The following is a 21617-nucleotide window of genomic DNA, read 5'->3' as shown; positions in this document are numbered from 1 at the left end:
GTTTCACGTGAAACACCACCCAGCGTACCGGGCCCCTCAGGGCCGACTCCCCCCATTACCAGGGAGGTGATCGGTAGCTTTTTTCGATCTCATCTTCCTAAAGTGGGGCAATGCGAACTGGCGAGCCCCTGCCCGCCGTGGAGGACGTCCTCGCCGCCCTCGCGACCGGGCTGTGGCACTGGGACACGGCCACCGGGCTGGTCACCGCGGATGCGGAGGCGGCGCGGCTCATAGGGCTGCCGGCCGAACCGTCCCTTCTCTCGGAGGCACTGGTCCGGTCCCGTTTCCACCCGGTGGACTGGAACGAGAACACCAGCATCACCCGGCTGGCCGCCACCGAGGGCACGCTCGGCGAGGTGCGGCTGCGGGTCATGGACGAGCGGGGCCGGCTGATCCGTACCGTCCGCAGCCGTTTTCGACCGGTGTACGACTCCGAGGAGCGCGTCTACCGGGTCACGGGCACCATTCAGGAGGTCTCCGAGCCGTCCCCCGGCAACGCCGCCCAGCATCCGGTCACCGGCGACTGGCGGCGCTCCCGTGAGGCGTTCCTGCTGGACGCGGGCCGGGCGCTGGCCGAGGCGCGGTCCACCGAGGAGGTGCTGCGGGTCGCCGGGGGCCTGTCGATGCCCGGGTTCTCCCCGGACGGGCTGGCCGTCTTCGGAGTCAAGGGCGACCGGCTGATGATGATCGGCCACCACGGTCAGCACATCGACGAGGACAGCCCCTTCACCAGCATGCCGCTGGACACCGACTACCCGGCGGCGGAGGTGGTACGGACGGGCCGTGCCGTCTATCTCTCCTCGGCCGAGCAGTACCGGTCCCGCTACCCGGTCACCTGGCCGCTGGCCCAGCGGTTCGGCCGCCGGTCCTGGGCCTTTCTGCCGCTGACGGTGGCCGGGCGGACCATGGGCGCCTGGATGGCGGGGTTCACCTACCCGGTGTCGTTCACGCCCGACGAGCGGTCGGTGCTCACCACGGTCGCCCGGATGCTGGCGCAGGCCCTGTCCCGGGCCGGGATCGCCGACTCGGAGCGGGAGCTGACCGACGGCCTCCAGCGCTCCATGCTGCCGACGCTCGGCCCCGAGATACCCGGCATGGACGCGGCCGCCCGCTACATCCCGACCGGCGGCGGACTCCAGGTGGGCGGCGACTGGTACGACATGATCCCGCTGCCGTCCGGCCGGTTCGCGCTGGTCATCGGGGACGTCCAGGGCCATGACGTACGGGCCGCGGGCATCATGGGCCAGCTCCGGATCGCACTGCGCGCCTACGCCTCCGAGGGCCACCGCCCGGACGCGGTCCTCACCCGGGCCTCCCGTTTCCTGCACGGGATCACCTATGACGAGGAGATCGCCGATACGCGGTTCGCGACCTGCCTGTACGTCGAGGCGGACCCGGTGACCGGCGTGCTGGAGATCGCCCGCGCGGGCCATCTCGACCCGGCGATCCGGATGGCCGACGGCACGGTGCTGGGGCGGCCGACGGCGGGCGGGCTGCCGCTCGGCATCGACCCCGACGCGGACTATCCGACCACGCGGTTCACCCTCGAACCCGGCGAGATCATGATGATGTGCACCGACGGTCTGATCGAGACCGGCGGCCATGACATCGAGAGCGGCTGGCAGCGGGTCCGGGCGATCATGGAGGACCACGACAGCGACCTGGAGAAACTGGCCGACGCCCTGGTGCAGGCCGTGCACGGCCCCTCCTCGCACCACACCACCGGACCGCTGGCCGACCGCCGCGAGGACGACATCGCGGTCCTGCTGCTGTCCCGGCCGGGCGCTGTACGCGACGACGGGACCATCACCGTACGGCCCCGGGTCCGCCGCACCCTGCTGTCGGTGGCCCAGGACGAGCCCGAGCGGATCGCCGAGGCCCGCCAGCAGCTGCGCGAGCTGCTGCACGACTGGGGCTCGCCCGACCAGGTCGACTCGGCCGTGCTGCTGGTCTCCGAGATGCTCACGAACGTACTGGTGCACACCGACGCGGACGCGCTGCTGCTCGCCGAGGTCTGGGGCCAGGCCCCGGAGCGCCGGCTGCGCGTCGAGGTCACGGACGCCGGCGACGACCTCCCGCACAAGCGCCGCCCCGGGGAACTTGCCTCCTCCGGCCGGGGCCTGGTCCTGATCGAGCTCCTGGCCGAGGCCTGGGGCGTCGACCCGCGCGGGGAGGGCAAGAGCATCTGGTTCGAGCTGTACGAGGGCTGCGAGGGGTAAGGGGGCCACGGGGCCCGGGCGGGGCGGCCCGTCCGCGGGGCCGGTCTAGTCCGTCGCGTACCGCGCTCGCAGCTCGTGTACGACCCCGAAGGCGGCCGCGGTGAGCGGTACGGCGAGGAGCATGCCGAGGATCCCGGCGACGGACGCCCCCGCGGTGATCGTCACCATCACCACCGCCGGATGCATCTGCACGGTGCGGCTCTGGATCATGGGCTGCAGCACATGCCCCTCCAGCACCTGCACGGCGAGTACGACGCCGAGCGCCCACAGCGCGATGACGAAACCCCGGTCGGCGAGGGCGACCAGTACGGCGACGGCCCCGGAGATGAAGGCGCCGAGGTAGGGGATGTAGGCGCCGACGAGAACCAGCGCGCCGAGTCCGACGGCGCCCGGCACCCGGAGGATCAGCAGGCCGACGGTGATGCAGACGGCGTCGATGAACGCGATGACGGTGGTGCCGCGCATGAACCCCTCGATGCCCTCGAAGGCACGGCGGGCCATGGCCTCCAGCAGATCGGCGCTGCCGCCGGGCGCCACGGCCCGGATGGACGCGACGACGAGATGCGAGTCGCGGAGGAAGAAGAAGACGAGCAGCAACGCCAGTACGGCCATGGCGATGCCCTCGCCGACCACGCTCACGCCGCTGATGACGTTGGAGGCGGCCGTCCCGCCGAACTTGGTCAGCAGCTCCTTGGCGTTGTCGGCGAGGTCGTCGAGCGAGGTGCCGGCGGCGCCGAAGTGCCGGGCGAGCGACTTCGCGGCGTTCTTGAGGGACGAGGTGATCTGGCCGCCGGTGTCGATGAGCGCGGCGACGACGATGTACACGGCCCCGCCGACGACCGCGACGACGGCGACGCAGGTGAGACCGGCGGCGAGGGAGCGCTGCATGCCGGCCGTGACGAGCCGTCGGTACAGGGGTCTGAGCAGGGCGGTGCCGAGGAGGGCCAGCAGCACGGGGGTGACCGCGGTGCGGAGCTCCGAGCAGAGCCGGATGCCGACCCAGCCGACGCCGGCGGCCAGCAGCAGAACGGCACACCAGGCGGCGAACCGGCGCACGGGCTCGGGCAACAGGGACACGCGTCCAGCGGATCACGCAGGACCGCCACACGCTCTGCGGTACACCCCCTGCCGAGTGACCCGTCCCCCCTGAACCCCACCCATGCCCACCCACCACCCGACTCGGTCGGCCAGAAGGTGAGGTCGAGGGCTCCGGATCGACTCGGAAGCTCAGAAGGTGGGGTCGCTCCGGATCGACTCCGTCACTCAGAAGGTGAACTCGAAGGCCCGGGATCGACTCGGTTGGTCGAGGGGGGAGTCGGTGGCCGGGAGGAAAGGTGAGAGGCCCGAAGTAGTGGACGTCGGGCCTCTCGGGGCGGCGGCTGTGTTACGCCTGCGGGCCGGTCTCCGTCATTCCGTGGACCGCCGGGATCGTGCCCAGGCGACCCTTCTGGAAGTCCTCGAAGGCCTGCATCAGCTCGTCCTTGGTGTTCATGACGAACGGGCCGTAGTGGGCCATGGGCTCCCGGATCGGCTGCCCGCCGAGGAGGACGACCTCCAGGTCCGGGGTGTGCGAGTCCTGCTTCTCGTCCGCGCGGACGGTCAGCGAGGAACCCGCGCCGAAGACGGCCGTCTGGCCCAGGTGGATCGGACGGCGCTCCGTGCCCACCGCACCCTTGCCCGCCAGCACGTACGCCAGCCCGTTGAAGTCCTCGCGCCAGGGGAGCGTGAGCTCGGCGCCGGGGGCGAGAGTCGCGTGGATCATCGTGATCGGCGTGTGCGTGACGCCGGGACCGGCGTGACCGTCCAGCTCACCGGCGATGACACGCAGCAGCGCACCGCCGTCGGGGGTCGTCAGCAGCTGGACGTTGCCACCGCGGATGTCCTGGTAGCGCGGCGCCATCATCTTGTCCTTGGCCGGCAGGTTCACCCACAGCTGGAGGCCGTGGAAGAGACCACCGGACATGACCAGGGACTCCGGCGGAGCCTCGATGTGGAGCAGGCCCGCGCCGGCCGTCATCCACTGGGTGTCACCGTTGGTGATGGTGCCACCGCCACCGTTGCTGTCCTGGTGGTCGAAGATGCCGTCGATGATGTAGGTGACGGTCTCGAAGCCACGGTGCGGGTGCCAGGGCGTGCCCTTGGGCTCGCCCGGCGCGTACTCCACCTCACCCATCTGGTCCATCATGATGAACGGGTCGAGGTGGCGGTAGTTGATCCCCGCGAACGCCCGGCGTACCGGGAAGCCCTCGCCCTCGAACCCGCTCGGCGCGGTCGTGACGGTGAGCACGGGACGGGCCACGGCGTCGGCCGGTGCGGCCACCCGGGGAAGGGTCAGCGGGTTCTCGACGGTCACTGCAGGCATGTTTGGCTCCTCCTTGTACGCCCAGTTTAGTTGAGCGTTGAACTTTCTGCCACCTCTAACGGCGAAAGCCCGGAGGACATTCCCTCCGGGCCCGGTCATCGCCGATCAGTGGATCAGTGGATCAGTTGCTGAAGTAGATGTACTTCCAGCCGCCGTACGTCGTGGAGTTCACGGTGCCGCCGGACGAACCGTTGACGTACACCGAACGCAGCCGCGCCCGGATGCCGGACTCGCCGGGTGCGCCGAGCCGCACGGCCGACCTGCCGCTCGTGCCGAGCGCGAAGTACCCGGAGTCCGTCGAGTGCCACTTCCCCTGGTGAACACCGGGTCGGCGTACGGGGCGCGGCAGCCGGAGGTCACCCTATGACATGCCTGTGACATTCTGAGGCGCTTCTGCGCCCCGGCGGATGTCAGCCGTACATCCGCCGCATCGCGAACTCCACCATCTGTTCGACCGCCTTCGCGTCGAAGACCATCCGGTGCTCGCCCTCCATGTCGAGGACGAAGCCGTAGCCGGTCGGCAGCAGGTCGATGACCTCCGCGCCCGTGATCACGAAGTACTTGGACTCCTTGCCCGCGTACCGGCGCAGCTCCTTCAGCGAGGTGAACATCGGGATCACCGGCTGCTGGGTGTTGTGCAGGGCGAGGAAGCCGGGGTTGTCGCCGCGCGGGCAGTACACCTTGGACGTGGCGAAGACCTGCTGGAAGTCCTCGGCGGTCAACTGGCCCGTGGTGAAGGCCCGCACCGCGTCCGCGAGCGAGGGCGGGGACGGCTCGGGGTAGAGCGGGGGCTGCTGGCCGTACCCGCCCGCGCCGGGCATCTGCTGCTGCGGCTGGGCGTACTGCTGCTGAGCACCGACGTTCTGGTCGTAGCCGTACATGGGCGCAAGCCTACCGAGACACGCGGCCTCTGCGAGAAGGTAGACCCTTCTCACACTTCACCCGATGGGGGTTGCTTCTTATTACCGACGGGTAGCATCATCGGAGCTACTCGTTGGTATGTGAAAGCTTGCGCGGGGATTCAGTGCCTCGCCGATCCGGATACGGAGCCGTCACCATGGGGCACTACAAGTCCAACCTCCGCGACATCGAATTCAACCTCTTCGAAGTGCTCGGTCGCGACAAGCTGTACGGCACCGGCCCGTTCGCGGAGATGGACACCGACACCGCGAAGAGCGTCCTGGAGGAGCTGACCCGGCTCGCCGAGAACGAGCTGGCCGAGTCCTTCGCCGACGCCGACCGCAACCCGCCGGTCTTCGACCCGGAGACCAACACCGCGCCGGTCCCGGCCTCCTTCAAGAAGAGCTACAAGGCCTTCATGGACTCCGAGTACTGGCGGCTCGGCCTGCCCGAGGAGATCGGCGGCACCACCGCTCCCCCGTCGCTCATCTGGTCGTACGCGGAGCTGATCCTCGGCGCCAACCCGGCCGTGTGGATGTACTCCTCCGGCCCGGCGTTCGCCCGCATCCTCTTCGAGGAGGGCACCGAGGAGCAGAAGAAGTGGGCCCAGATCGCGGTCGACCGGACCTGGGGTTCGACCATGGTCCTCACCGAGCCGGACGCCGGTTCGGACGTCGGCGCCGGCCGTACCAAGGCGGTCCAGCAGGAGGACGGCTCCTGGCACATCGAAGGCGTGAAGCGGTTCATCACCTCCGGCGAGCACGACATGGAGGAGAACATCCTCCACTACGTGCTGGCCCGGCCCGAGGGTGCCGGACCGGGCACGAAGGGGCTGTCGCTCTTCCTCGTCCCGAAGTACCTCTTCGACTTCGAGACCGGCGAACTGGGCGAGCGCAACGGCGTCTACGCCACGAACGTCGAGCACAAGATGGGCCTCAAGGCCTCCAACACCTGCGAGATGACCTTCGGCGACCGGCACCCGGCCAAGGGCTGGCTGATCGGCGACAAGCACGAGGGCATCCGCCAGATGTTCCGGATCATCGAGTTCGCCCGCATGATGGTCGGCACGAAGGCGATCTCCACGCTGTCGACGGGCTACCTCAACGCCCTGGAGTACGCCAAGGAGCGCGTCCAGGGTCCCGACCTGGCGAACTTCATGGACAAGTCCGCGCCCAAGGTCACCGTCACCCACCACCCCGACGTCCGCCGCTCGCTGATCACGCAGAAGGCGTACGCCGAGGGCATGCGCGCCCTGGTCCTCTACACCGCCTCGATCCAGGACGCGATCGCGGTCAAGGAGGCGAACGGCGAGGACCCGAAGGCCGAGCACGCGCTCAACGACCTGCTCCTGCCGATCGTCAAGGGCTACGGCTCCGAGAAGGGCTACGAGCAGCTCGCCCAGTCGCTGCAGACCTTCGGCGGCTCCGGCTTCCTGCAGGAGTACCCGATCGAGCAGTACATCCGCGACGCCAAGATCGACACCCTCTACGAGGGAACCACCGCGATCCAGGGCCAGGACTTCTTCTTCCGGAAGATCGTCCGCAACCAGGGCGCGGCGCTGAACTCCCTCGCCGAGGACATCAAGAAGTTCCTGGCGCTGGGCACCGGCGGCGAGGAGCTGGCGGGCGCCCGCGAGCACCTCGCGAAGGCGGCCGTGGAGCTGGAGGCGATCGTCGGCCTGATGCTGACCGACCTCGCGGCCACCGAGCAGGACGTCAAGAACATCTACAAGGTGGGGCTGAACGCCACCCGCCTGCTGCTCGCCTCCGGCGACGTGATCGTCGGCTACCTGCTGCTCAAGGGCGCCGCGGTCGCCGCCGAGAAGCTGGAGACGGCTTCTTCGAAGGACAAGCCGTTCTACACCGGCAAGATCGCGGCGGCGAAGTTCTTCGCGGCCAACGTGCTGCCGGGCGTCACCCTGGCCCGCAAGATCGCGGCCGACGTCGACCTCGACCTGATGGAGCTGGACGAGGCGGCTTTCTGATCGTTCCGATCGACCCGGTTTGCCCACGGTGGCCCGCTCCCTCGACGGGGAGCGGGCCACCGTACGTCGTTAAGGTGAAGAGCATGAGCGAACCAGCCCGCCCGGCGCCCGCCACCGCCTCTCCACGGAGCGCTGCGCGCACCCCTGTCGTTTTCGACCGCGGCCACACCGACGACCTGGTGTCCTTCCTCGCCGCCGGCCCCACGCCGTACCACGCCGTGGCGAACGCCGGCGAACGGCTGGAGAAGGCCGGTTTCCGGCAGGTCGCCGAGACGGACGCCTGGGACGGGACGGCGGGCGGCAAGTACGTGCTGCGCGGCGGCGCGATCATCGCCTGGTACGTCCCGGAGGGCGCCGCACCCCACACGCCGTTCCGGATCGTCGGCGCGCACACCGACTCCCCGAACCTGCGGTTGAAGCCCCGCCCGGACACCGGGGCGCACGGCTTCCGCCAGGTCGCCGTGGAGATCTACGGCGGACCGCTCATGAACTCCTGGCTCGACCGGGACCTGGGCCTGGCCGGCCGGCTCAGCCTGCGTGACGGCTCCACCCGTCTGGTCGACGTGCGCCGACCGCTGCTGCGGGTGCCCCAGCTCGCCATCCATCTGGACCGCGCGGTGAGCAGCGACGGGCTCAAGCTGGACAAGCAGCGCCATCTGCAGCCGATCTGGGGCCTCGGTGACGACGTCCGCGACGGCGACCTGATCGCCTTCCTGGAGCAGGAGTCGGGTCTGCCGGCCGGCTCGGTGACCGGCTGGGACCTGATGACCTACGCCATCGAACCGCCGGCCTACCTGGGCCGCGACCAGGAGATGATGGCCGGCCCCCGGATGGACAACCTGCTGTCCGTGCACGCCGGTACGGCGGCCCTCGCGGCCGTGGCGGCGGGCGGCCCGCGGCTCCCCTGTATCCCGGTGCTCGCCGCCTTCGACCACGAGGAGACCGGCTCTCAGTCCGACACCGGCGCGGACGGCCCGCTGCTCGGCAGCGTGCTGGAGCGCTCGGTACTGGCGCGCGGCGGGTCCTACGAGGACCGGGCGAGGGCCCTCGCCGCCACCGTCTGTCTCTCCTCCGACACCGGTCACGCCGTCCACCCCAACTACGCGGAGCGCCACGACCCCACGCACCACCCCCGCCTGAACGGCGGCCCGATCCTCAAGGTCAACGTCAACAACCGCTACGCTACGGACGGTTCGGGCCGCGCGATCTTCGCCGCCGCCTGCGAGAGGGCCGGGGTCCCCTTCCAGACCTTCGTCTCCAACAACTCCATGCCGTGCGGCACCACGATCGGCCCGATCACCGCGGCCCGCCACGGCATCCAGACCGTCGACATCGGCGCGGCGATCCTCTCCATGCACAGCGCCCGTGAACTCTGCGGCGCCGACGACCCGTTCCTCCTCGCGAACGCGCTGACAGCTTTCCTGGAGGGCTAGTTGCACATGCCCCGCCCTCCCCTGGGTACCCGGTGTGGACCGGAACCACCGAACCTGAAGGGGAGGCAACGCTCATGGGGCTCGGCGGATGCATCATCCTCATCGCCGTGGGGGCCATCCTCACGTTCGCGACCGACTGGCACATGCAGGGCGTCAACCTCGATGTCGTCGGCCTGATCCTGATGGCCGTCGGGATCATCGGCGTCGCCACGTTCACCAACATCGCCCGTCGTCGGCGGGTCATGGTGCCGCCGACGACGGTTGTCGAGGAACGGCACCATCACCACCAGGACGAGTACGGCGGCGGGTACGGCGCCTGACGAAGACGCCTAGGCCTCCTGGTCCATTCCGGCCAGGACCAGCGGTAGTCGGTCCGCTCCGCCCTCCGTGAGGCGGACCGGGACCCCCCAGTCCTGCTGGTGGACATGGCAGGCCGGGTACTCGTTGGAAGGGTCGTCGTCGCAGGACGCTGCCATCGCCGAGACGTGCAGGACGCCTTCGGGCACGGCCGGGTTCAGCTCCAGCTCGCGGGAGAGGTCCGTGTCCGGGCCGTCGCCCTTGAGCAGCAGCTCCGGCGGGGTCGAGGACACCAGGAGCCGCGTCGACGGGCCGTAGCGCAGGTCCAGCTTCTGGCCCGCCGGGGCCTGGAAGATCACGTCCAGCCGGAGGCGGCCGGGGGCCACCTCGGTCGCCGCCCGCTGGGTGCGGTGGGCGACCGACTCCACCCGGACCGCCTCCTCGGGCAGCCGCAGCCGGGTCAGCCGGTGGCGGGCCGACTCGACCACCACGATGTCGTCGCCGGCCAGCACCGCGTCGCTCGGCTCTCTCAGATCCGTCGCCAGCGTGGTGACCTCGCCGGTCGCGGGATCGTAGCGGCGCAGCGCGTGGTTGTAGGTGTCGGACACCGCGACCGAGCCGTCGGGGAGCGCCGTCACGCCCAACGGGTGCTGGAGCAGCGCCTGTCCGGCCGCGCCGTCCCGGTGACCGAAGTCGAAGAGGCCGGTACCCACGGCGGTGTGGACGTGTCCGTCCAGGTCGACCCAGCGCAGCGCGCTGGTCTCCGAGTCGGCGAGCCAGAGCCGGTCGGCGGTGGCGGCGAGACCGGACGGCTGCGCGAACCAGGCCTCGGCCGCCGACCCGTCCACCAGCCCCTCGTTGGTGGTGCCGGCGGCGACCGTGACCGTCCGGCTCTCCGGGTCGTACGCCCACAGCTGGTGCACGCCCGCCATGGCGATCCACACCTTGCCGCCGAAGACCGCCACGTCCCAGGGGGAGGACAGGTCGACCTCGCGGGCCGGGCCCGAGGTCGGGGAGCCCTGCCACCACTGACGGCCGGTGCCGGCGAGCGTGGTCACCTCGCCGGTGGCCGGGTCGAGGCGGCGCAGCGCGTGGTTGACGGTGTCGGCGACGGCCACCGAGCCGTCGTCGAGGAGCGCCAGGCCCTGCGGTTCGCTGAAGGCGGCGTCGGCGGCCGGGCCGTCGGCGAAGCCGCGCGTGCCGGAGCCGATCCGCCGTACGACCGTCTCCGCGTCCTCGGCCAGCTCCACCAGCTGGTGCCGGGTGGTGTCGCTGACCAGGAAGTTCCCGGAGGGCAGCAGCAGCGCCTTGCCGGGGAAGCGCAGAGCGGTCGGCTCGGGCTCCGGCGGCACGTACGGGCCGTCGCCGCGCCGCAGGGTGCCCTTCGCCTCGTGCTCCGCCTCCAGCTCCTCGACCAGCTTTGCGATCGCGTGTGCGTGGCCCTCGCCGGCGTGCTGGGCGACGACGTACCCCTCGGGGTCGATCACCACCAGCGTCGGCCAGGCCCGCACCGCGTACTGCTTCCAGGTGGCGAGCTCCGGGTCGTCGAGCACCGGGTGCTCCACGACGTACCGCTCCACGGCGTCGACGACCGCCTGGTGCTCCGCCTCGTGGACGAACTTCGGCGAGTGCACCCCGATGATCACCACCGTGTCCCGGTGCCGCTCCTCCAGCTCCCGCAGCTCGTCCAGGACGTGCAGGCAGTTCACGCAACAAAATGTCCAGAAATCAACAATTACGATGCGCCCGCGGAGTTCCGCGAGGCTGAGCTGCTTGTCACCTGTGTTGATCCAGCCGCCCTTGCCGATCAGCTCGGGGGCACGGACACGTACGCGTTTTGCCATGGTTCAAGCCAACCACACCCGCCTCTGACGTTATTCCGAGCGTGCCTCGCCGACCCACACGATCCGAAGCCGCTTCCCGGGATCGAACCGATGCCCTCGGCCAGGAGCCCTGGCCACCCAGACTCGCTCCACAGCCATGGCCAGGAGAGCACGCCTCCGTGAGACGTCGCCTCCCTCCCACTCCGCGGCGAGCGCCGGGTTCCGTCCCAAGAAGGCGGCGATCACGGCCCGCTCGACAGGCACTGCCATCGCCCTCGCTCCCGGGCAGGTGTGTCCGAGGCGGACACCCTGACACACGTACGACGTGCCGTTCCTGCTCATGCGGGCACCACAGCCCTCCGCACCGCAGAACAGCAGGCCCGTCAGCAGGTGGGCCGGCCCGCGGGCGGGCCGCTTCAGACCGTCGCCCCGCAACCGGGTCCTGGACTCCAGCTCCCGCATGATCCGGCGCTGCTCCTCCACCGTCACGATTCCTTCGCCGACCTCCACAGGGTTTCCGCTCTCCGGATCCAGGTACGGACGGACGACACCGGTGTACTTGCGGCAGCCGCGTTCCTCGTCCCAGACGGTCTCCGTCTCCGGAAGCAGTCCCGCGAACGCTGGTGCCCTCAGCAACTGCGACAGTGAGCCCACTTGCCACAGACCCCCTCTGGGCGCGGGGATCTCGTACTCGTTGAGCAGCCTGGCGATGCGCACGAGAGGTCGACCCGCGAGAGCTTCGTCGGCGATCAGACGTGCGAACACCGCTGTGTCGGGATCAGGCGCGAGGCGTCCCGAGTCGGCATCGACGTGAAGGCCGTAGGGCGGCTGTCCGCCGATCCATCGCCCCCGGCCGCGAAGGTACTGCTTGGCGTGGCGGATGCGCTGCCCCTGGGTTTCCGCCTCGGTCCGCGCCCACTCCGACAATGAAGCCATGGCGAGTCTGTCACCGGGCCGACTCGAATCCAATCCGTCCATGACGAAGATCAGACGGCCACCGACCCTGGCGAACTCCTCCAGGAGTGGGCCGACTTCGGCTGTGCCCTTCCGGCTGAGCCGGTCCAGCTTCCAGATGATCAGCGTCCGCACTGCCCCTGACACGACCGCCTGCGTAGCCGACTCGTAGCCCTTTCGGGCCACATCCCTGTAGCCGGACTTTCCCCGATCAACGTGCACCTGGCGAACGGTCAGACCGTGCCGGGCCGCCCACGCGCGGCAGTCGGTCTCCTGCCGTTCGATGGCGGTCTTGCCCTCACGGTCGAGTGAGAGTCGAAGGTAGAGATCGGCACATGTCCCCCTGCTGCATGTCCCTCCCGGAGTTGCTCACTCCGTGAACGAACAGCAGAGTCGAAGGTAATGAACTCCTCTGCTGGTCAGCTCAGCGCGTGGCCCGTCGTCGCGTCCACGTGGGACGGGATCTCGTCATGCCGGTCGCCGACCGTGGAGGTGCCGGTCGGTTCGAAGAGGAGGATCGAGGCTCCGGCCGGGGCGGCCGGCTTGTGCTCGGTGCCGCGGGGGACGGTGAAGACCGAGCCCTTGTGCAGGACGACCGTGCGCTCGCCGGCCGGCTCCCGCAGGGCGATGTGCAGCTCGCCCTCCAGGACCAGGAAGAACTCGTCGGTGTGGTCGTGGACGTGCCACAGGTGCTCGCCCTGGACCTTGGCGACGCGCACGTCGTAGTCGTTGACGGCGGTGACGATCCGGGGGCTCCACAGGTCCTCGAAGGAGCCGAGGGCGTGGACGAGGGAGACGGGTTCGCTGTTCATGGCGCTGCTCGTGGCGTTCATGGCGTTCATCCTGGGCGCTCGCCCGGTGGTGCAGTGAGTGCTAGAAATCGCATATGGCGCAAGGATCCTCGCAGTCGACGCACCGGGTGGCCGTGATCGTGGACGCGGGTACCAATCCGTTCGAGGTCGGTGTCGCCACCGAGCTGTTCGGGCTGCCGCGTCCGGAGCTCGGGCTGTCCGTGCCGCCGTACGAGGTGACGCTGTGCGCGCCCACCCGCGAGGTGCGGATGAACCACGGCTTCTTCACCCTGAGCGGAGTGGCCGGGCTGACGGCGGTGGACGCGGCGGACACCCTCGTCGTACCGGGGCGCCCGGACAATGTCGTACCGCGCGGTGCGGACGTCCTCGACGCGATCCGGCGTGCGCACGCCCGCGGGGTGCGGGTGGTGAGTTTCTGCACCGGGACCTTCGCGCTCGCCGAGGCCGGGCTGCTGGACGGGCGGCCGGCCACCACGCACTGGCGCTGGGCCGACGCCTTCCGGCAGCTGCATCCGCGGGTGCTGCTGCGGCCGGACGTGCTCTTCGTCGACGACGGCGACCTGCTCACCGCCTCCGGCAGCGCGGCCGCGCTCGACCTGGGGCTGCACATCTGGCGGCAGGACCACGGCGCCGAGATCGCCAACGCGGTCTCCCGGCGGCTGGTGTTCGCCTCGCACCGGGACGGCGGGCAGCGCCAGTTCGTGGAGCGGCCGGTGCCCGAGGTGCCGGACGAGTCGCTCGGCCCGCTCCTGGCCTGGGCACAGGAGCGGCTGGGCGAGCCGCTGACCGTGGCGGACCTGGCGGCGCGGGCGGCCCTCTCCCCGGCCACCCTGCACCGCCGGTTCCGCGCCCAGCTCGGCACCACCCCGCTGGCCTGGCTGACCGGGGAACGCGTGGCCCTCGCCTGCCGGCTGATCGAACGCGGCGAGGAGCGCCTGGACGTGGTGGCCGCGCGCAGCGGCCTGGGCACCGCGGCCAACCTGCGCGCACGGCTGCGGCGCGAGACCGGGCTCAGCCCGTCGGACTACCGGCGGCGTTTCGGGCCGGTGGGCCGGGAAGGGGTACGGACATGAGATTCCTGGTACGCGACCGGCTCCTCGGCTTCGGCGAGGACTACTGGATCGAGGACGACCACGGCGACAAGGTGTTCCTCGTCGACGGCAAGGCCATGCGGGTGCGGGACACGTTCGAGCTGAAGGACCGGCACGGGCGGGTGCTCGTCGACATCCACCAGAAGATGTTCGCCCTGCGCGACACCATGGTGATCGAACGCGAAGGCGAACCCCTGGCCACCATCAGGCGCAAGCGGCTCTCGCTGCTGCGCAACCACTACCGGGTGCACCTGGTCGACGGCACCGAACTGGACGTCAGCGGAAAGATCCTCGACCGTGAGTTCGCCGTGGAGTACGACGGTGAGCTGCTGGCCGTGGTCTCCCGGCGCTGGCTGCACGTCCGGGAGACCTACGGTGTCGACGTCGTACGGGACGACGCGGACCCGGCGCTGCTGATCGCGGTGGCAGTCTGCGTGATCCACCTCGCCGACAAGGAGCGGGAGGAGGACTGACGCTGGAGACGACCGACAACGGGGACGGCCGACGCCGGGGACGACTATCGCCGGGGAGGTTCGAGGCCCAGCAGGCGGTCCTTGAGTGCCGGGAACTGTTCGCGGGTGACGGCGACCTTGGCCGGGTCGAGGTCGACGGTGAGGACCTCCTCGCCGGCGCCCGCCTCGGCCAGGACCTCGCCCCAGGGATCGACCACGATCGAGTGACCCGCCTGCGGAACTCCGGCATGCGTCCCGGCCGTTCCACACGCGAGCACGAACGCCTGGTTCTCGACCGCCCGCGCCTGGGCCAGGAGCGTCCAGTGGGCGCGTCGCCGCTCGGGCCAGCCCGCCGAGACCACCATCGTCTCGGCGCCGGCGTCGACGAGTGCGCGGAAGAGTTCGGGGAAGCGGAGGTCGTAGCAGGTGGCCACGCCCAGCGTGGTCTCCGGGAGCCGAACGGTCACCAGTTCCTGCCCGGCGCCCATCAGCACCGCCTCGCCCTTGTCGAAGCCGAAGCGGTGGATCTTGCGATAGGCCGCGGCCAGATCACCGGAGGGGGAGAAGATGAGAGCCGTGTTGTAGAGGGGGCCCTCGGGGTCTCGCTCGGGGATGGAGCCGGCGTGCAGCCAGACGCCCGCGTCGCTCGCCGCCTTCGCCATCGCCTCGTACGTCGGGCCCTCGAGCGGCTCGGCCTCGGTGGCGAACTGCTCGTAGGCGAACGCACCGGTCGTCCACAGCTCGGGCAGTACGACGAGATCGGCGTCCGCCTGCTCGCGCACCAGCGCGGTAACGCGCCGCCGGCGAGATTCGACCGATTCGCCCTCGTTTACATCGATCTGGATGAGCGAGGCGCGCACACTACCACCGTCCTGGCATTCGAGCCGTCCACACGGGCCTACGATCGTCACACGAAAGCACTGCCGGGGTGCCTCACAGCAGCGTAACTTGGGGGTCCCCCCGGTTCGAGCGAAGTCGAGAACCGGGGGAGTTTCAAGACACTCGCCGACAGCAGCCACCTCCCGCTGGCAGCGCCGCCACAACCTGCCCGAGTACCGACCGCCGAGGGGTCCCGTTCCGTGAGTCTGCATCCCACCCTCCAGCCCTACGCCGACGCCTGGACCCACTCCATCGAAGCGATATCCGAGCTGGTGACGCCCCTTGCCGAGGGTGAGTGGAACCGGCGGACACCATGCCCGGGCTGGTCGGTGCGGGACGTGGTCTCCCATGTCATCGGGATGGACTGCGAGATGCTGGGCGACCCGCGCCCGATCCACACCCTGCCGCGTGACCTCTACCACGTCACCAACGAGCACCAGCGCTACATGGAGATGCAGGTCGACGTACGACGCCATCACACCGCGCCGGAGATGACCTCGGAGCTGGAGTACACGGTCATCCGCCGCAACCGCCAGCTGCGCAACGAGTCGCGGGAGCCGGGGCACGTCGTCCGCGGGCCGATGAGCAAGGAGATCACCCTCGAAGAGGCCATGCGCAACCACGCGTTCACCGTGTGGGTGCACGAGCAGGACCTGCGGGCCGCGCTGGGCCGGCCCGGCAACCTCGACTCGCCGGGCGCACAGGTCGCCCGGGACGTGCTGCTCGGCGAGCTGCCCCGGGTGGTCGCCGACGACTCCGGCGCGCCGCGCAGCTCGGCGGTCATCTTCGATGTGCACGGGCCGGTGGAGTTCCTGCGCACCATCCGCATCGACATCCAGGGCCGCGGCACGCTGGAGACCACCCCCGCTCTCGGCCCCGCGGCCATCTTCACCCTCGACTGGGAGACCTACTTCCGGCTGGCCTGTGGCCGCACCACCTCGGACGCGGTCGCGGACCGGGTGAAGGCGGAGGGCGACCCGGAACTGACGGCGGCGATCCTGCGGAACTTCGCGGTCACGCAGTAGCAGTGCGGTCCGCGGTCGTGCGGATCGACGGCCGGGAAACGGGAAACAGGGGCACGCACCGGTAATTCGGTATGCCTCGGCGGCCGTCGAGATCTACCTTGCCCGGCATGACCACTGCCACCACAGCGCACGACGACCTCCCGCCCCGTCTGACCCGCCTCACCTTCCACGGCCCGCTCTCCCAGACCCGCGCGGCCGCGATGGTACGGCGGCTCGCCGCCACGCACCCCACCACCGTGCTCGACATCGGCTGTGGCTGGGGCGAAATGATGCTCCGTCTGCTGGACGCCGTACCCCGCGCGCACGGCGTGGGACTGGATGTGCACGCCGGGGATCTGGCGCGCGGACGGCGGGCCGCCGAGGCGCGCGGGCTGGCCGACCGGGTGGAGTTCGCCGAGGAGTCGGCGGCGGACACGGCTCGCGGCCCGGCCGACGTGGTGCTGTGCCTCGGGGCCAGCCAGGCGCTGGGCGACGACCTGGTGACGGCCCTGCGGGAGCTGCGGCGGCTGGTGAACGACGGCGGGCGGGTCCTGCTCGGCGAGGGCTTCTGGCAGCGCACCCCGACCGAGGCGGAGCTCTCCGGGATGTGGCCGGGCGCCTCGACCGCCGACCATCACGACCTGGCGGCCCTGGTCGATCTGGCGGTGGCGGCGGGCTTCCGCCCGGAGTGGACGGAGACGGCGAGCTCGGCGGAATGGGAGGAGTTCGAGTCGGCGTACCAGGCGGACCAGGAGGTATGGCTGGCGGCCAACCCCGGCCACCCCCTGGCCACGGAGACCCGGGCCCGCCTGGACACCCACCGATCGTCCTGGCTGACCTACCGAGGCGTACTGGGCCTGACCTACCTCACCCTCGTACCGACGACGAACTAACCGCCCACCGCACCGCACCGGCACCCGCCCGATTCGCCGTACCGGCGCCCGCCCGATTCGTTCGTATCGGCACCCGCCCGATTCGCCGTACCGACGGCCGCCCGATTCGTTCGTACCGGCACCCGCCCGATCGCCGCACCGGCGGCTGACCGATCTCGCCCACGGAAAGCCGCCGACGACGATCGCCCCCGCAGGTCGCCCAGCCTCTCTGCCGACTGGAAACGGGTGGTGCGTGGGTGGGAGGAGAATTCACGCAGGCACGTGCACCGTCTCCACCCGGCTCGCCACCAACCGTTCCCGCTCCCGCCGAGCCGCCCGCCCCCGCAACCGCAGGATCTGGCTGACCCCGATGGCCTGCAGCACGAACACACACGAGAACGCCACCGAGTAGTCGTCGCCGGTCGCGTCCAACAGCACACCCACCGCGAACAACGTCGTCATCGAGGCCACGAAACCACCCATATTGGTGATCCCGGACGCGGTTCCCTGGCGCTCGGGCGGATTCGCCGGCCGCGCGAAGTCGAAGCCGAGCATGGACGCCGGCCCACACGCCCCCAGCACCGCACACAACACCACCAGCAGCCACATCGGCGCGTGCTCGGCCGGATACGCCAGCGTCGCCGCCCACACGACGGCCGTCGCCCCGACCGTGCCCAGCGCCAACGGCAGCCGCGCCGCGTGATGCCGCGCGACGATCTGGCCGTAGACCAGACCGATCACCATGTTGGAGAGCACGACCAGCGTCAGCAGCTCACCGGCCGTGGCACGGGACAGCCCCTGCGCCTGGACCAGGAACGGCAGCCCCCACAGCAGCAGGAACACCATCGCCGGGAACTGGGTGGTGAAGTGCACCCACAGCCCCAGCCGGGTCCCCGGCTCCCGCCAGGACGCGGCGATCTGCTTCCGCACGTACGCCGCGCCCCGGTGCGGGAAGGGCGCCGGCTCGTACCCCTCGGGGTGGTCCTTGAGGAAGAACAGCACGAGGACCAGCACGACCACCCCGGCCAGCGCGCTGCCCGCGAACGCCGGGGTCCACCCGATGCCGTGCAGCAGCCGGGCCAGGACCAGCGTGGAGACGAGGTTGCCCGCCATGCCGACCAGACCGGCGAGCTGTGCGACGAGCGGCCCGCGCCGCACCGGGAACCAGCGGGTGCCGAGCCGCAGCACACTGATGAAGGTCATGGCGTCGCCGCAGCCGAGCAGCGCGCGCGAGGCGAGCGCGGTGCCGTACGACGGGGAGAACGCGAAGCCCAGCTGTCCGGCCGTGAACAGCACCGCTCCGATGGAGAGCACCTTCTTGGTGCCGAGGCTGTCGACCAGCAGGCCGACGGGTATCTGCATGCCGGCGTAGACCAGCAGCTGGAGTATCGAGAAGGTGGACAGCGCCGAGGCGTTGACATGGAAGCGGTCAGCGGCGTCGAGACCGGCGACACCGAGGGACGTACGGAAGATGACGGCGACGAAGTAGACCGAGACGCCTATCGACCACACCGCGACGGCCCGGCGGCCGCCGGGCGGATCACCGGGCAACGAGACGCTGCTGCGGCTCATCGGACCTCACCCCGCGCCAGGTGCGCGAACCAGTCGACGTGCCGGTGCACCAGCTCGACGGCACGGTCCGCGTCCCCGGCGCGCAGCGCGTCCAGTATCTCCTCGTGCTCGGTGAGCGACTTGGCGATCCGGTCGGGGTGGGCGTTCATGATCGCGACGCCCATGCGCAGCTGGCGGTCGCGGAGCTGGTCGTAGAGCCGGGAGAGGATCTCGTTGCCGCCGTCGCGGACGATCTCGGCGTGGAAGCAGCGGTCCGTGACGGCCGCGGCGGCCAGGTCACCGGCGGCGGCCTCGGCCTTCTGCCGGTCCAGCAGCTCCTCCAGGCGGGCCACGAGCACCGCCGACGGCGGTACGGCCTTGCGAACAGCGTGCTCCTCGACCAGCATCCGGGTCTCCACCACGTCCGCGATCTCCTGCACGGAGACGGGCAGCACCAGGGCGCCCTTCTTCGGGTAGAGCTTGATCAGGCCCTCGACCTCGAGACGCAGCAGCGCCTCGCGGACCGGGGTGCGGGACACCCCTACGGCCTCGGCCAGCTCGCCCTCGGTCAGGAGCGTGCCGCCCTCGTAGTGACGGTCCAGGACAGCTTGCTTGACATGGGAGTACACACGGTCGGCGGCGGGGGGCTGCTTGACGGCCAGGCTCATGCCCACAGGATAGATACAACACGTACGCATGCAGGCGAGCGGTCCACCATGCGGACGTGACCTATGTCTCCCCCAGCAACCGCACAACCATCTGTGCTACTTACGTGTCCTACACGTGCGGCCCGCACTTCCCTGCCGCCTCAACTTGGCCGCACTACAGGGGCATTCGACTCGACTCGGGGTAACTCACTTGATTACCGGCATTAAGGGCACCCGCTTCCGCAGAGCTGTCGCCGTCGCCGTCACGTCCGGCGCGTTGCTCGCCACCGGGGCCCTCACCGCGGCACCCGCGCAGGCTGTCACGGCGCCCACCATTGTGGCCAAGGGCGGCTACCTGATGAACAACGCCAACGCCGCCTCGCTGTACACGAAGAAGGCGGACACCAAGCTGTCCACCGGCTCGACCACGAAGATCATGACCGCCAAGGTCGTGCTCGCGCAGTCGAACCTGAACCTCGCCAAGAAGGTCACGATCCAGAAGGCGTACAGCGACTACGTCGTCGCCAACAACGCCTCCCAGGCGCACCTGATCGTCGGCGACAAGGTCACCGTCGGCCAGCTGCTCTACGGGCTGATGCTGCCCTCCGGCTGCGACGCCGCCTACGCGCTCGCCGACACGTACGGCACCGGTACGACCCGCGCCAAGCGGGTCGCCAACTTCATCTCCAAGATGAACACCGCCGCCAAGAACCTGCACCTGACGAACACGCACTTCGATTCCTTCGACGGCATCGGCAACGGCAACAACTACTCGACGCCGCGCGACCTGACGAAGATCGCCAGCAGCGCGATGAAGAACGCCACGTTCCGTACGGTCGTCAAGACGAAGAAGTACACGGCGAAGACGATCACCAAGACCGGTTCCACCCGCACCATGACGCCGTGGGAGAACACCAACACGCTGCTCAGCAGCTACAGCGGCGCCATCGGCGTGAAGACCGGCTCCGGCCCCGAGGCCAAGTACTGCCTGGTCTTCGCCGCGACCCGCAACGGCAAGACGGTCATCGGCACCGTCCTCGCCTCCTCGTCGATCACCCAGCGCGCCACGGACGCCACGAAGCTCCTCAACTACGGCTTCGCCCGCCTCGGCTGACAGCCCGGCACACAGACGACGAAGGCCCGCCGCAGCATCTGCGGCGGGCCTTTCGCACACCCGAACGGCCCAGTGCAGCAGAACTCGCACCCTTCCCTCGCAATCGTGAACATCGCAGTATTTGACTGGCATATTCGATTTTCTTCGCCCTAAATTCCGCGGCGGAGGTGGTTCCCATGAACGAACCCGACAAGCAAGCGAAGCCCGCGAAGTCCCACGAGGCGATCGACGTCAGCGACTTCGTGTACGCGGCGACCGGGGCCCGGGTACGACGACTGACCATGCCGGACGGAATGCACTGGTTCCCGGCGGTGGATGTGTGCAAGGAACTGGGTTACACCACGCCCAGCAAGGCACTGGCGGATCACGTCCCGGAAACGCATCGAGAGAGTCTCGAGAGCGTGACTGGAAGTCACGCTCTCAGCATTCCCGCAGGTCGGGACTGGCGTCGAGACATGAATCTCATCGATCTCCAGGGCCTGATCATCCTCGTCAACGGCTGCACGAAGCCCGCGTGCGCGCCTTTCAAAGAGTGGGTCGCCGAAGTCATCGCGACAGTCCAGCGCGAGGGTTCCTACACTCTCGAAGAGGCCGAGGTGCAGCCCACCGAGCCGGGCGCGCCCGTCGCGTACGCCATGCCGGAGCAGGTCGCGGAGGCCATCGTCCGGCTCGAGGCGCACAACCTCCAGCTGGACGAGCAGTTGGCGAGCGGGCAGCGCGAACTGATCGAGTTGCAGAAGAGCACGCTCGCCGTGCAGCAGGCCATGGTCCGGGCCATGGAACGGATCGCCGACCGGCTCGACGAACTCGTCCTCGAACGGCGCAAGCCGTACGGCCCGCCGATGGCGCTGCCGACCACCGAGTCCGTACTCGCCGACTGGCGACGGCGGTTGTCGGTGACCGCGGACGTGTGGACAGTGGCCGTCGTCATCGCCCCGGTCCTCGTCGAGCGGGGTGAGCTGCGGGAGCCGCTCGAATCGATCGCCGCGCGTACCGGTCTGACGGCGCACCGCGTCAACGAGTGTCTCCGGCTGCTGCGCAAGCACGCCTGCATTCACTCGCGGGGCGGGACGGAGGAAGGGGCGCCGGTCTACGTGCTGAACCAGCTCTGAAAGTGAGTGGGGGGGGGGCGAGCGGGGATTGGTGCGCCCCCACTCCCAAACGCTCCGCGCCAGGGCCCGCGGGATGAACAGCGGGGGGGGTGGGTGTGTGTGGGGGGGGTG

20 protein-coding genes and 1 pseudogene are annotated in these 21617 nt (G+C 69.9%); 10 read left to right on the top strand and 11 right to left on the bottom strand.

The window, feature by feature from the left end; all coding sequences use genetic code 11:
- Positions 1-110 precede the first annotated feature (110 nt).
- A complete protein-coding gene (locus tag ACWGJB_RS25660) occupies positions 111-2219 on the top strand; it encodes a SpoIIE family protein phosphatase (RefSeq protein ID WP_453382428.1) in 2109 nt (702 codons plus the stop codon).
- 45 nt (positions 2220-2264) lie between these two features.
- Here ACWGJB_RS25660 and ACWGJB_RS25655 read toward each other — a convergent pair whose 3' ends face one another.
- The 4 genes from ACWGJB_RS25655 to ACWGJB_RS25640 all read right to left on the bottom strand — a co-directional run bounded on the left by ACWGJB_RS25655 (position 2265) and on the right by ACWGJB_RS25640 (position 5462).
- Positions 2265-3296, bottom strand: a complete 1032-nt coding sequence (locus ACWGJB_RS25655) for an AI-2E family transporter (protein ID WP_453382427.1) — start codon at positions 3294-3296, stop codon at positions 2265-2267.
- A gap of 307 nt (positions 3297-3603) precedes the next feature.
- Positions 3604-4581 carry a pirin family protein gene (locus tag ACWGJB_RS25650; protein WP_453382426.1) on the bottom strand — a complete coding sequence of 326 codons (978 nt, stop codon included), beginning with the start codon at positions 4579-4581 and terminating at the stop codon, positions 3604-3606.
- A 121-nt stretch (positions 4582-4702) separates the two neighbouring features.
- A complete protein-coding gene (locus ACWGJB_RS25645) occupies positions 4703-4834 on the bottom strand; it encodes a hypothetical protein (RefSeq protein WP_453382425.1) in 132 nt (43 codons plus the stop codon).
- A gap of 157 nt (positions 4835-4991) precedes the next feature.
- Positions 4992-5462 (bottom strand): SseB family protein, encoded by a 471-nt coding sequence (locus ACWGJB_RS25640; RefSeq protein WP_453382424.1) that lies wholly within the window; start codon positions 5460-5462, stop codon positions 4992-4994.
- A gap of 176 nt (positions 5463-5638) precedes the next feature.
- Between ACWGJB_RS25640 and ACWGJB_RS25635 the strand changes: the two genes are divergently transcribed.
- From ACWGJB_RS25635 to ACWGJB_RS25625, 3 genes are all read left to right on the top strand, one after another.
- Entirely contained in the window at positions 5639-7465 is a 1827-nt protein-coding gene (locus ACWGJB_RS25635) for an acyl-CoA dehydrogenase (RefSeq protein WP_453382423.1), read from the top strand.
- Positions 7466-7548: 83 nt separating this feature from the next.
- Positions 7549-8898 carry a M18 family aminopeptidase gene (locus ACWGJB_RS25630; protein WP_453382422.1) on the top strand — a complete coding sequence of 450 codons (1350 nt, stop codon included), beginning with the start codon at positions 7549-7551 and terminating at the stop codon, positions 8896-8898.
- 74 nt (positions 8899-8972) lie between these two features.
- Positions 8973-9218 (top strand): DUF6458 family protein, encoded by a 246-nt coding sequence (locus tag ACWGJB_RS25625; protein WP_360480570.1) that lies wholly within the window; start codon positions 8973-8975, stop codon positions 9216-9218.
- A 9-nt stretch (positions 9219-9227) separates the two neighbouring features.
- On the opposite strand, the gene ACWGJB_RS25620 is transcribed toward ACWGJB_RS25625, so the two are convergent.
- From ACWGJB_RS25620 to ACWGJB_RS25605, 4 genes and pseudogenes are all read right to left on the bottom strand, one after another.
- Positions 9228-11039, bottom strand: coding sequence for an NHL domain-containing thioredoxin family protein (locus tag ACWGJB_RS25620; protein WP_453382421.1), 1812 nt, complete (start codon positions 11037-11039; stop codon positions 9228-9230).
- 30 nt (positions 11040-11069) lie between these two features.
- Positions 11070-11783 carry a recombinase family protein gene (locus ACWGJB_RS25615; protein WP_453382464.1) on the bottom strand — a complete coding sequence of 238 codons (714 nt, stop codon included), beginning with the start codon at positions 11781-11783 and terminating at the stop codon, positions 11070-11072.
- Positions 11784-11870: 87 nt separating this feature from the next.
- A pseudogene (locus ACWGJB_RS25610) lies at positions 11871-12287 on the bottom strand (recombinase family protein); the annotation flags it as partial.
- 104 nt (positions 12288-12391) lie between these two features.
- On the bottom strand, positions 12392-12784 hold the full coding sequence (locus ACWGJB_RS25605; protein ID WP_453382463.1) for a cupin domain-containing protein: 393 nt from the start codon (positions 12782-12784) through the stop codon (positions 12392-12394).
- Between the two features lie 74 nt (positions 12785-12858).
- Here ACWGJB_RS25605 and ACWGJB_RS25600 point away from each other — a divergent pair, with 74 nt between their 5' ends.
- Both ACWGJB_RS25600 and ACWGJB_RS25595 read left to right on the top strand, forming a co-directional pair.
- Complete coding sequence (locus tag ACWGJB_RS25600) at positions 12859-13857, top strand: GlxA family transcriptional regulator (RefSeq protein ID WP_453382420.1); 999 nt, start codon at positions 12859-12861, stop codon at positions 13855-13857.
- Positions 13854-14348 carry an LURP-one-related/scramblase family protein gene (locus ACWGJB_RS25595; protein ID WP_453382419.1) on the top strand — a complete coding sequence of 165 codons (495 nt, stop codon included), beginning with the start codon at positions 13854-13856 and terminating at the stop codon, positions 14346-14348. The genes ACWGJB_RS25600 and ACWGJB_RS25595 overlap by 4 nt, the downstream gene beginning before the upstream one ends.
- 44 nt (positions 14349-14392) lie before the next feature.
- Here the strand turns inward: ACWGJB_RS25595 and ACWGJB_RS25590 are convergent, their stop codons facing one another.
- On the bottom strand, positions 14393-15187 hold the full coding sequence (locus tag ACWGJB_RS25590) for a carbon-nitrogen family hydrolase (protein ID WP_453382418.1): 795 nt from the start codon (positions 15185-15187) through the stop codon (positions 14393-14395).
- Between the two features lie 219 nt (positions 15188-15406).
- Here ACWGJB_RS25590 and ACWGJB_RS25585 point away from each other — a divergent pair, with 219 nt between their 5' ends.
- Complete coding sequence (locus ACWGJB_RS25585; protein ID WP_453382417.1) at positions 15407-16231, top strand: maleylpyruvate isomerase family mycothiol-dependent enzyme; 825 nt, start codon at positions 15407-15409, stop codon at positions 16229-16231.
- Positions 16232-16338: 107 nt separating this feature from the next.
- A complete protein-coding gene (locus ACWGJB_RS25580) occupies positions 16339-17103 on the top strand; it encodes an SAM-dependent methyltransferase (RefSeq protein ID WP_453382416.1) in 765 nt (254 codons plus the stop codon).
- A 249-nt stretch (positions 17104-17352) separates the two neighbouring features.
- Here ACWGJB_RS25580 and ACWGJB_RS25575 read toward each other — a convergent pair whose 3' ends face one another.
- Positions 17353-18654, bottom strand: a complete 1302-nt coding sequence (locus tag ACWGJB_RS25575; protein ID WP_453382415.1) for an MFS transporter — start codon at positions 18652-18654, stop codon at positions 17353-17355.
- Positions 18651-19301, bottom strand: coding sequence for a GntR family transcriptional regulator (locus ACWGJB_RS25570; protein ID WP_453382414.1), 651 nt, complete (start codon positions 19299-19301; stop codon positions 18651-18653). The genes ACWGJB_RS25575 and ACWGJB_RS25570 overlap by 4 nt, the downstream gene beginning before the upstream one ends.
- Positions 19302-19491: 190 nt before the next feature.
- On the opposite strand from ACWGJB_RS25570, the gene ACWGJB_RS25565 reads away from it, so the two are divergent.
- Together ACWGJB_RS25565 and ACWGJB_RS25560 are read left to right on the top strand one after the other, a co-directional pair.
- Complete coding sequence (locus ACWGJB_RS25565; RefSeq protein ID WP_453382413.1) at positions 19492-20394, top strand: D-alanyl-D-alanine carboxypeptidase family protein; 903 nt, start codon at positions 19492-19494, stop codon at positions 20392-20394.
- A 176-nt stretch (positions 20395-20570) separates the two neighbouring features.
- Positions 20571-21506, top strand: a complete 936-nt coding sequence (locus tag ACWGJB_RS25560) for a BRO family protein (protein ID WP_453382412.1) — start codon at positions 20571-20573, stop codon at positions 21504-21506.
- Positions 21507-21617 lie beyond the last annotated feature (111 nt).

Source organism: Streptomyces sp. NPDC054813, from assembly GCF_053611365.1.
Note: the sequence above shows the minus strand (reverse complement) of the source record. Positions and strands in the feature narration are given on the sequence as shown.

What these genes read in the sequence shown, in the direction of transcription:
- ACWGJB_RS25660 (WP_453382428.1), top strand. Translation starts at nt 111, where the DNA reads ATGCGAACTGGCGAGCCCCTGCCCGCCGTGGAGGACGTCCTCGCCGCC.
- ACWGJB_RS25650 (WP_453382426.1), bottom strand. Translation starts at nt 4,581, where the DNA reads ATGCCTGCAGTGACCGTCGAGAACCCGCTGACCCTTCCCCGGGTGGCC.
- ACWGJB_RS25640 (WP_453382424.1), bottom strand. Translation starts at nt 5,462, where the DNA reads ATGTACGGCTACGACCAGAACGTCGGTGCTCAGCAGCAGTACGCCCAG.
- ACWGJB_RS25635 (WP_453382423.1), top strand. Translation starts at nt 5,639, where the DNA reads ATGGGGCACTACAAGTCCAACCTCCGCGACATCGAATTCAACCTCTTC.
- ACWGJB_RS25630 (WP_453382422.1), top strand. Translation starts at nt 7,549, where the DNA reads ATGAGCGAACCAGCCCGCCCGGCGCCCGCCACCGCCTCTCCACGGAGC.
- ACWGJB_RS25625 (WP_360480570.1), top strand. Translation starts at nt 8,973, where the DNA reads ATGGGGCTCGGCGGATGCATCATCCTCATCGCCGTGGGGGCCATCCTC.
- ACWGJB_RS25620 (WP_453382421.1), bottom strand. Translation starts at nt 11,039, where the DNA reads ATGGCAAAACGCGTACGTGTCCGTGCCCCCGAGCTGATCGGCAAGGGC.
- ACWGJB_RS25605 (WP_453382463.1), bottom strand. Translation starts at nt 12,784, where the DNA reads ATGAACAGCGAACCCGTCTCCCTCGTCCACGCCCTCGGCTCCTTCGAG.
- ACWGJB_RS25600 (WP_453382420.1), top strand. Translation starts at nt 12,859, where the DNA reads ATGGCGCAAGGATCCTCGCAGTCGACGCACCGGGTGGCCGTGATCGTG.
- ACWGJB_RS25595 (WP_453382419.1), top strand. Translation starts at nt 13,854, where the DNA reads ATGAGATTCCTGGTACGCGACCGGCTCCTCGGCTTCGGCGAGGACTAC.
- ACWGJB_RS25580 (WP_453382416.1), top strand. Translation starts at nt 16,339, where the DNA reads ATGACCACTGCCACCACAGCGCACGACGACCTCCCGCCCCGTCTGACC.
- ACWGJB_RS25575 (WP_453382415.1), bottom strand. Translation starts at nt 18,654, where the DNA reads ATGAGCCGCAGCAGCGTCTCGTTGCCCGGTGATCCGCCCGGCGGCCGC.
- ACWGJB_RS25570 (WP_453382414.1), bottom strand. Translation starts at nt 19,301, where the DNA reads ATGAGCCTGGCCGTCAAGCAGCCCCCCGCCGCCGACCGTGTGTACTCC.
- ACWGJB_RS25560 (WP_453382412.1), top strand. Translation starts at nt 20,571, where the DNA reads ATGAACGAACCCGACAAGCAAGCGAAGCCCGCGAAGTCCCACGAGGCG.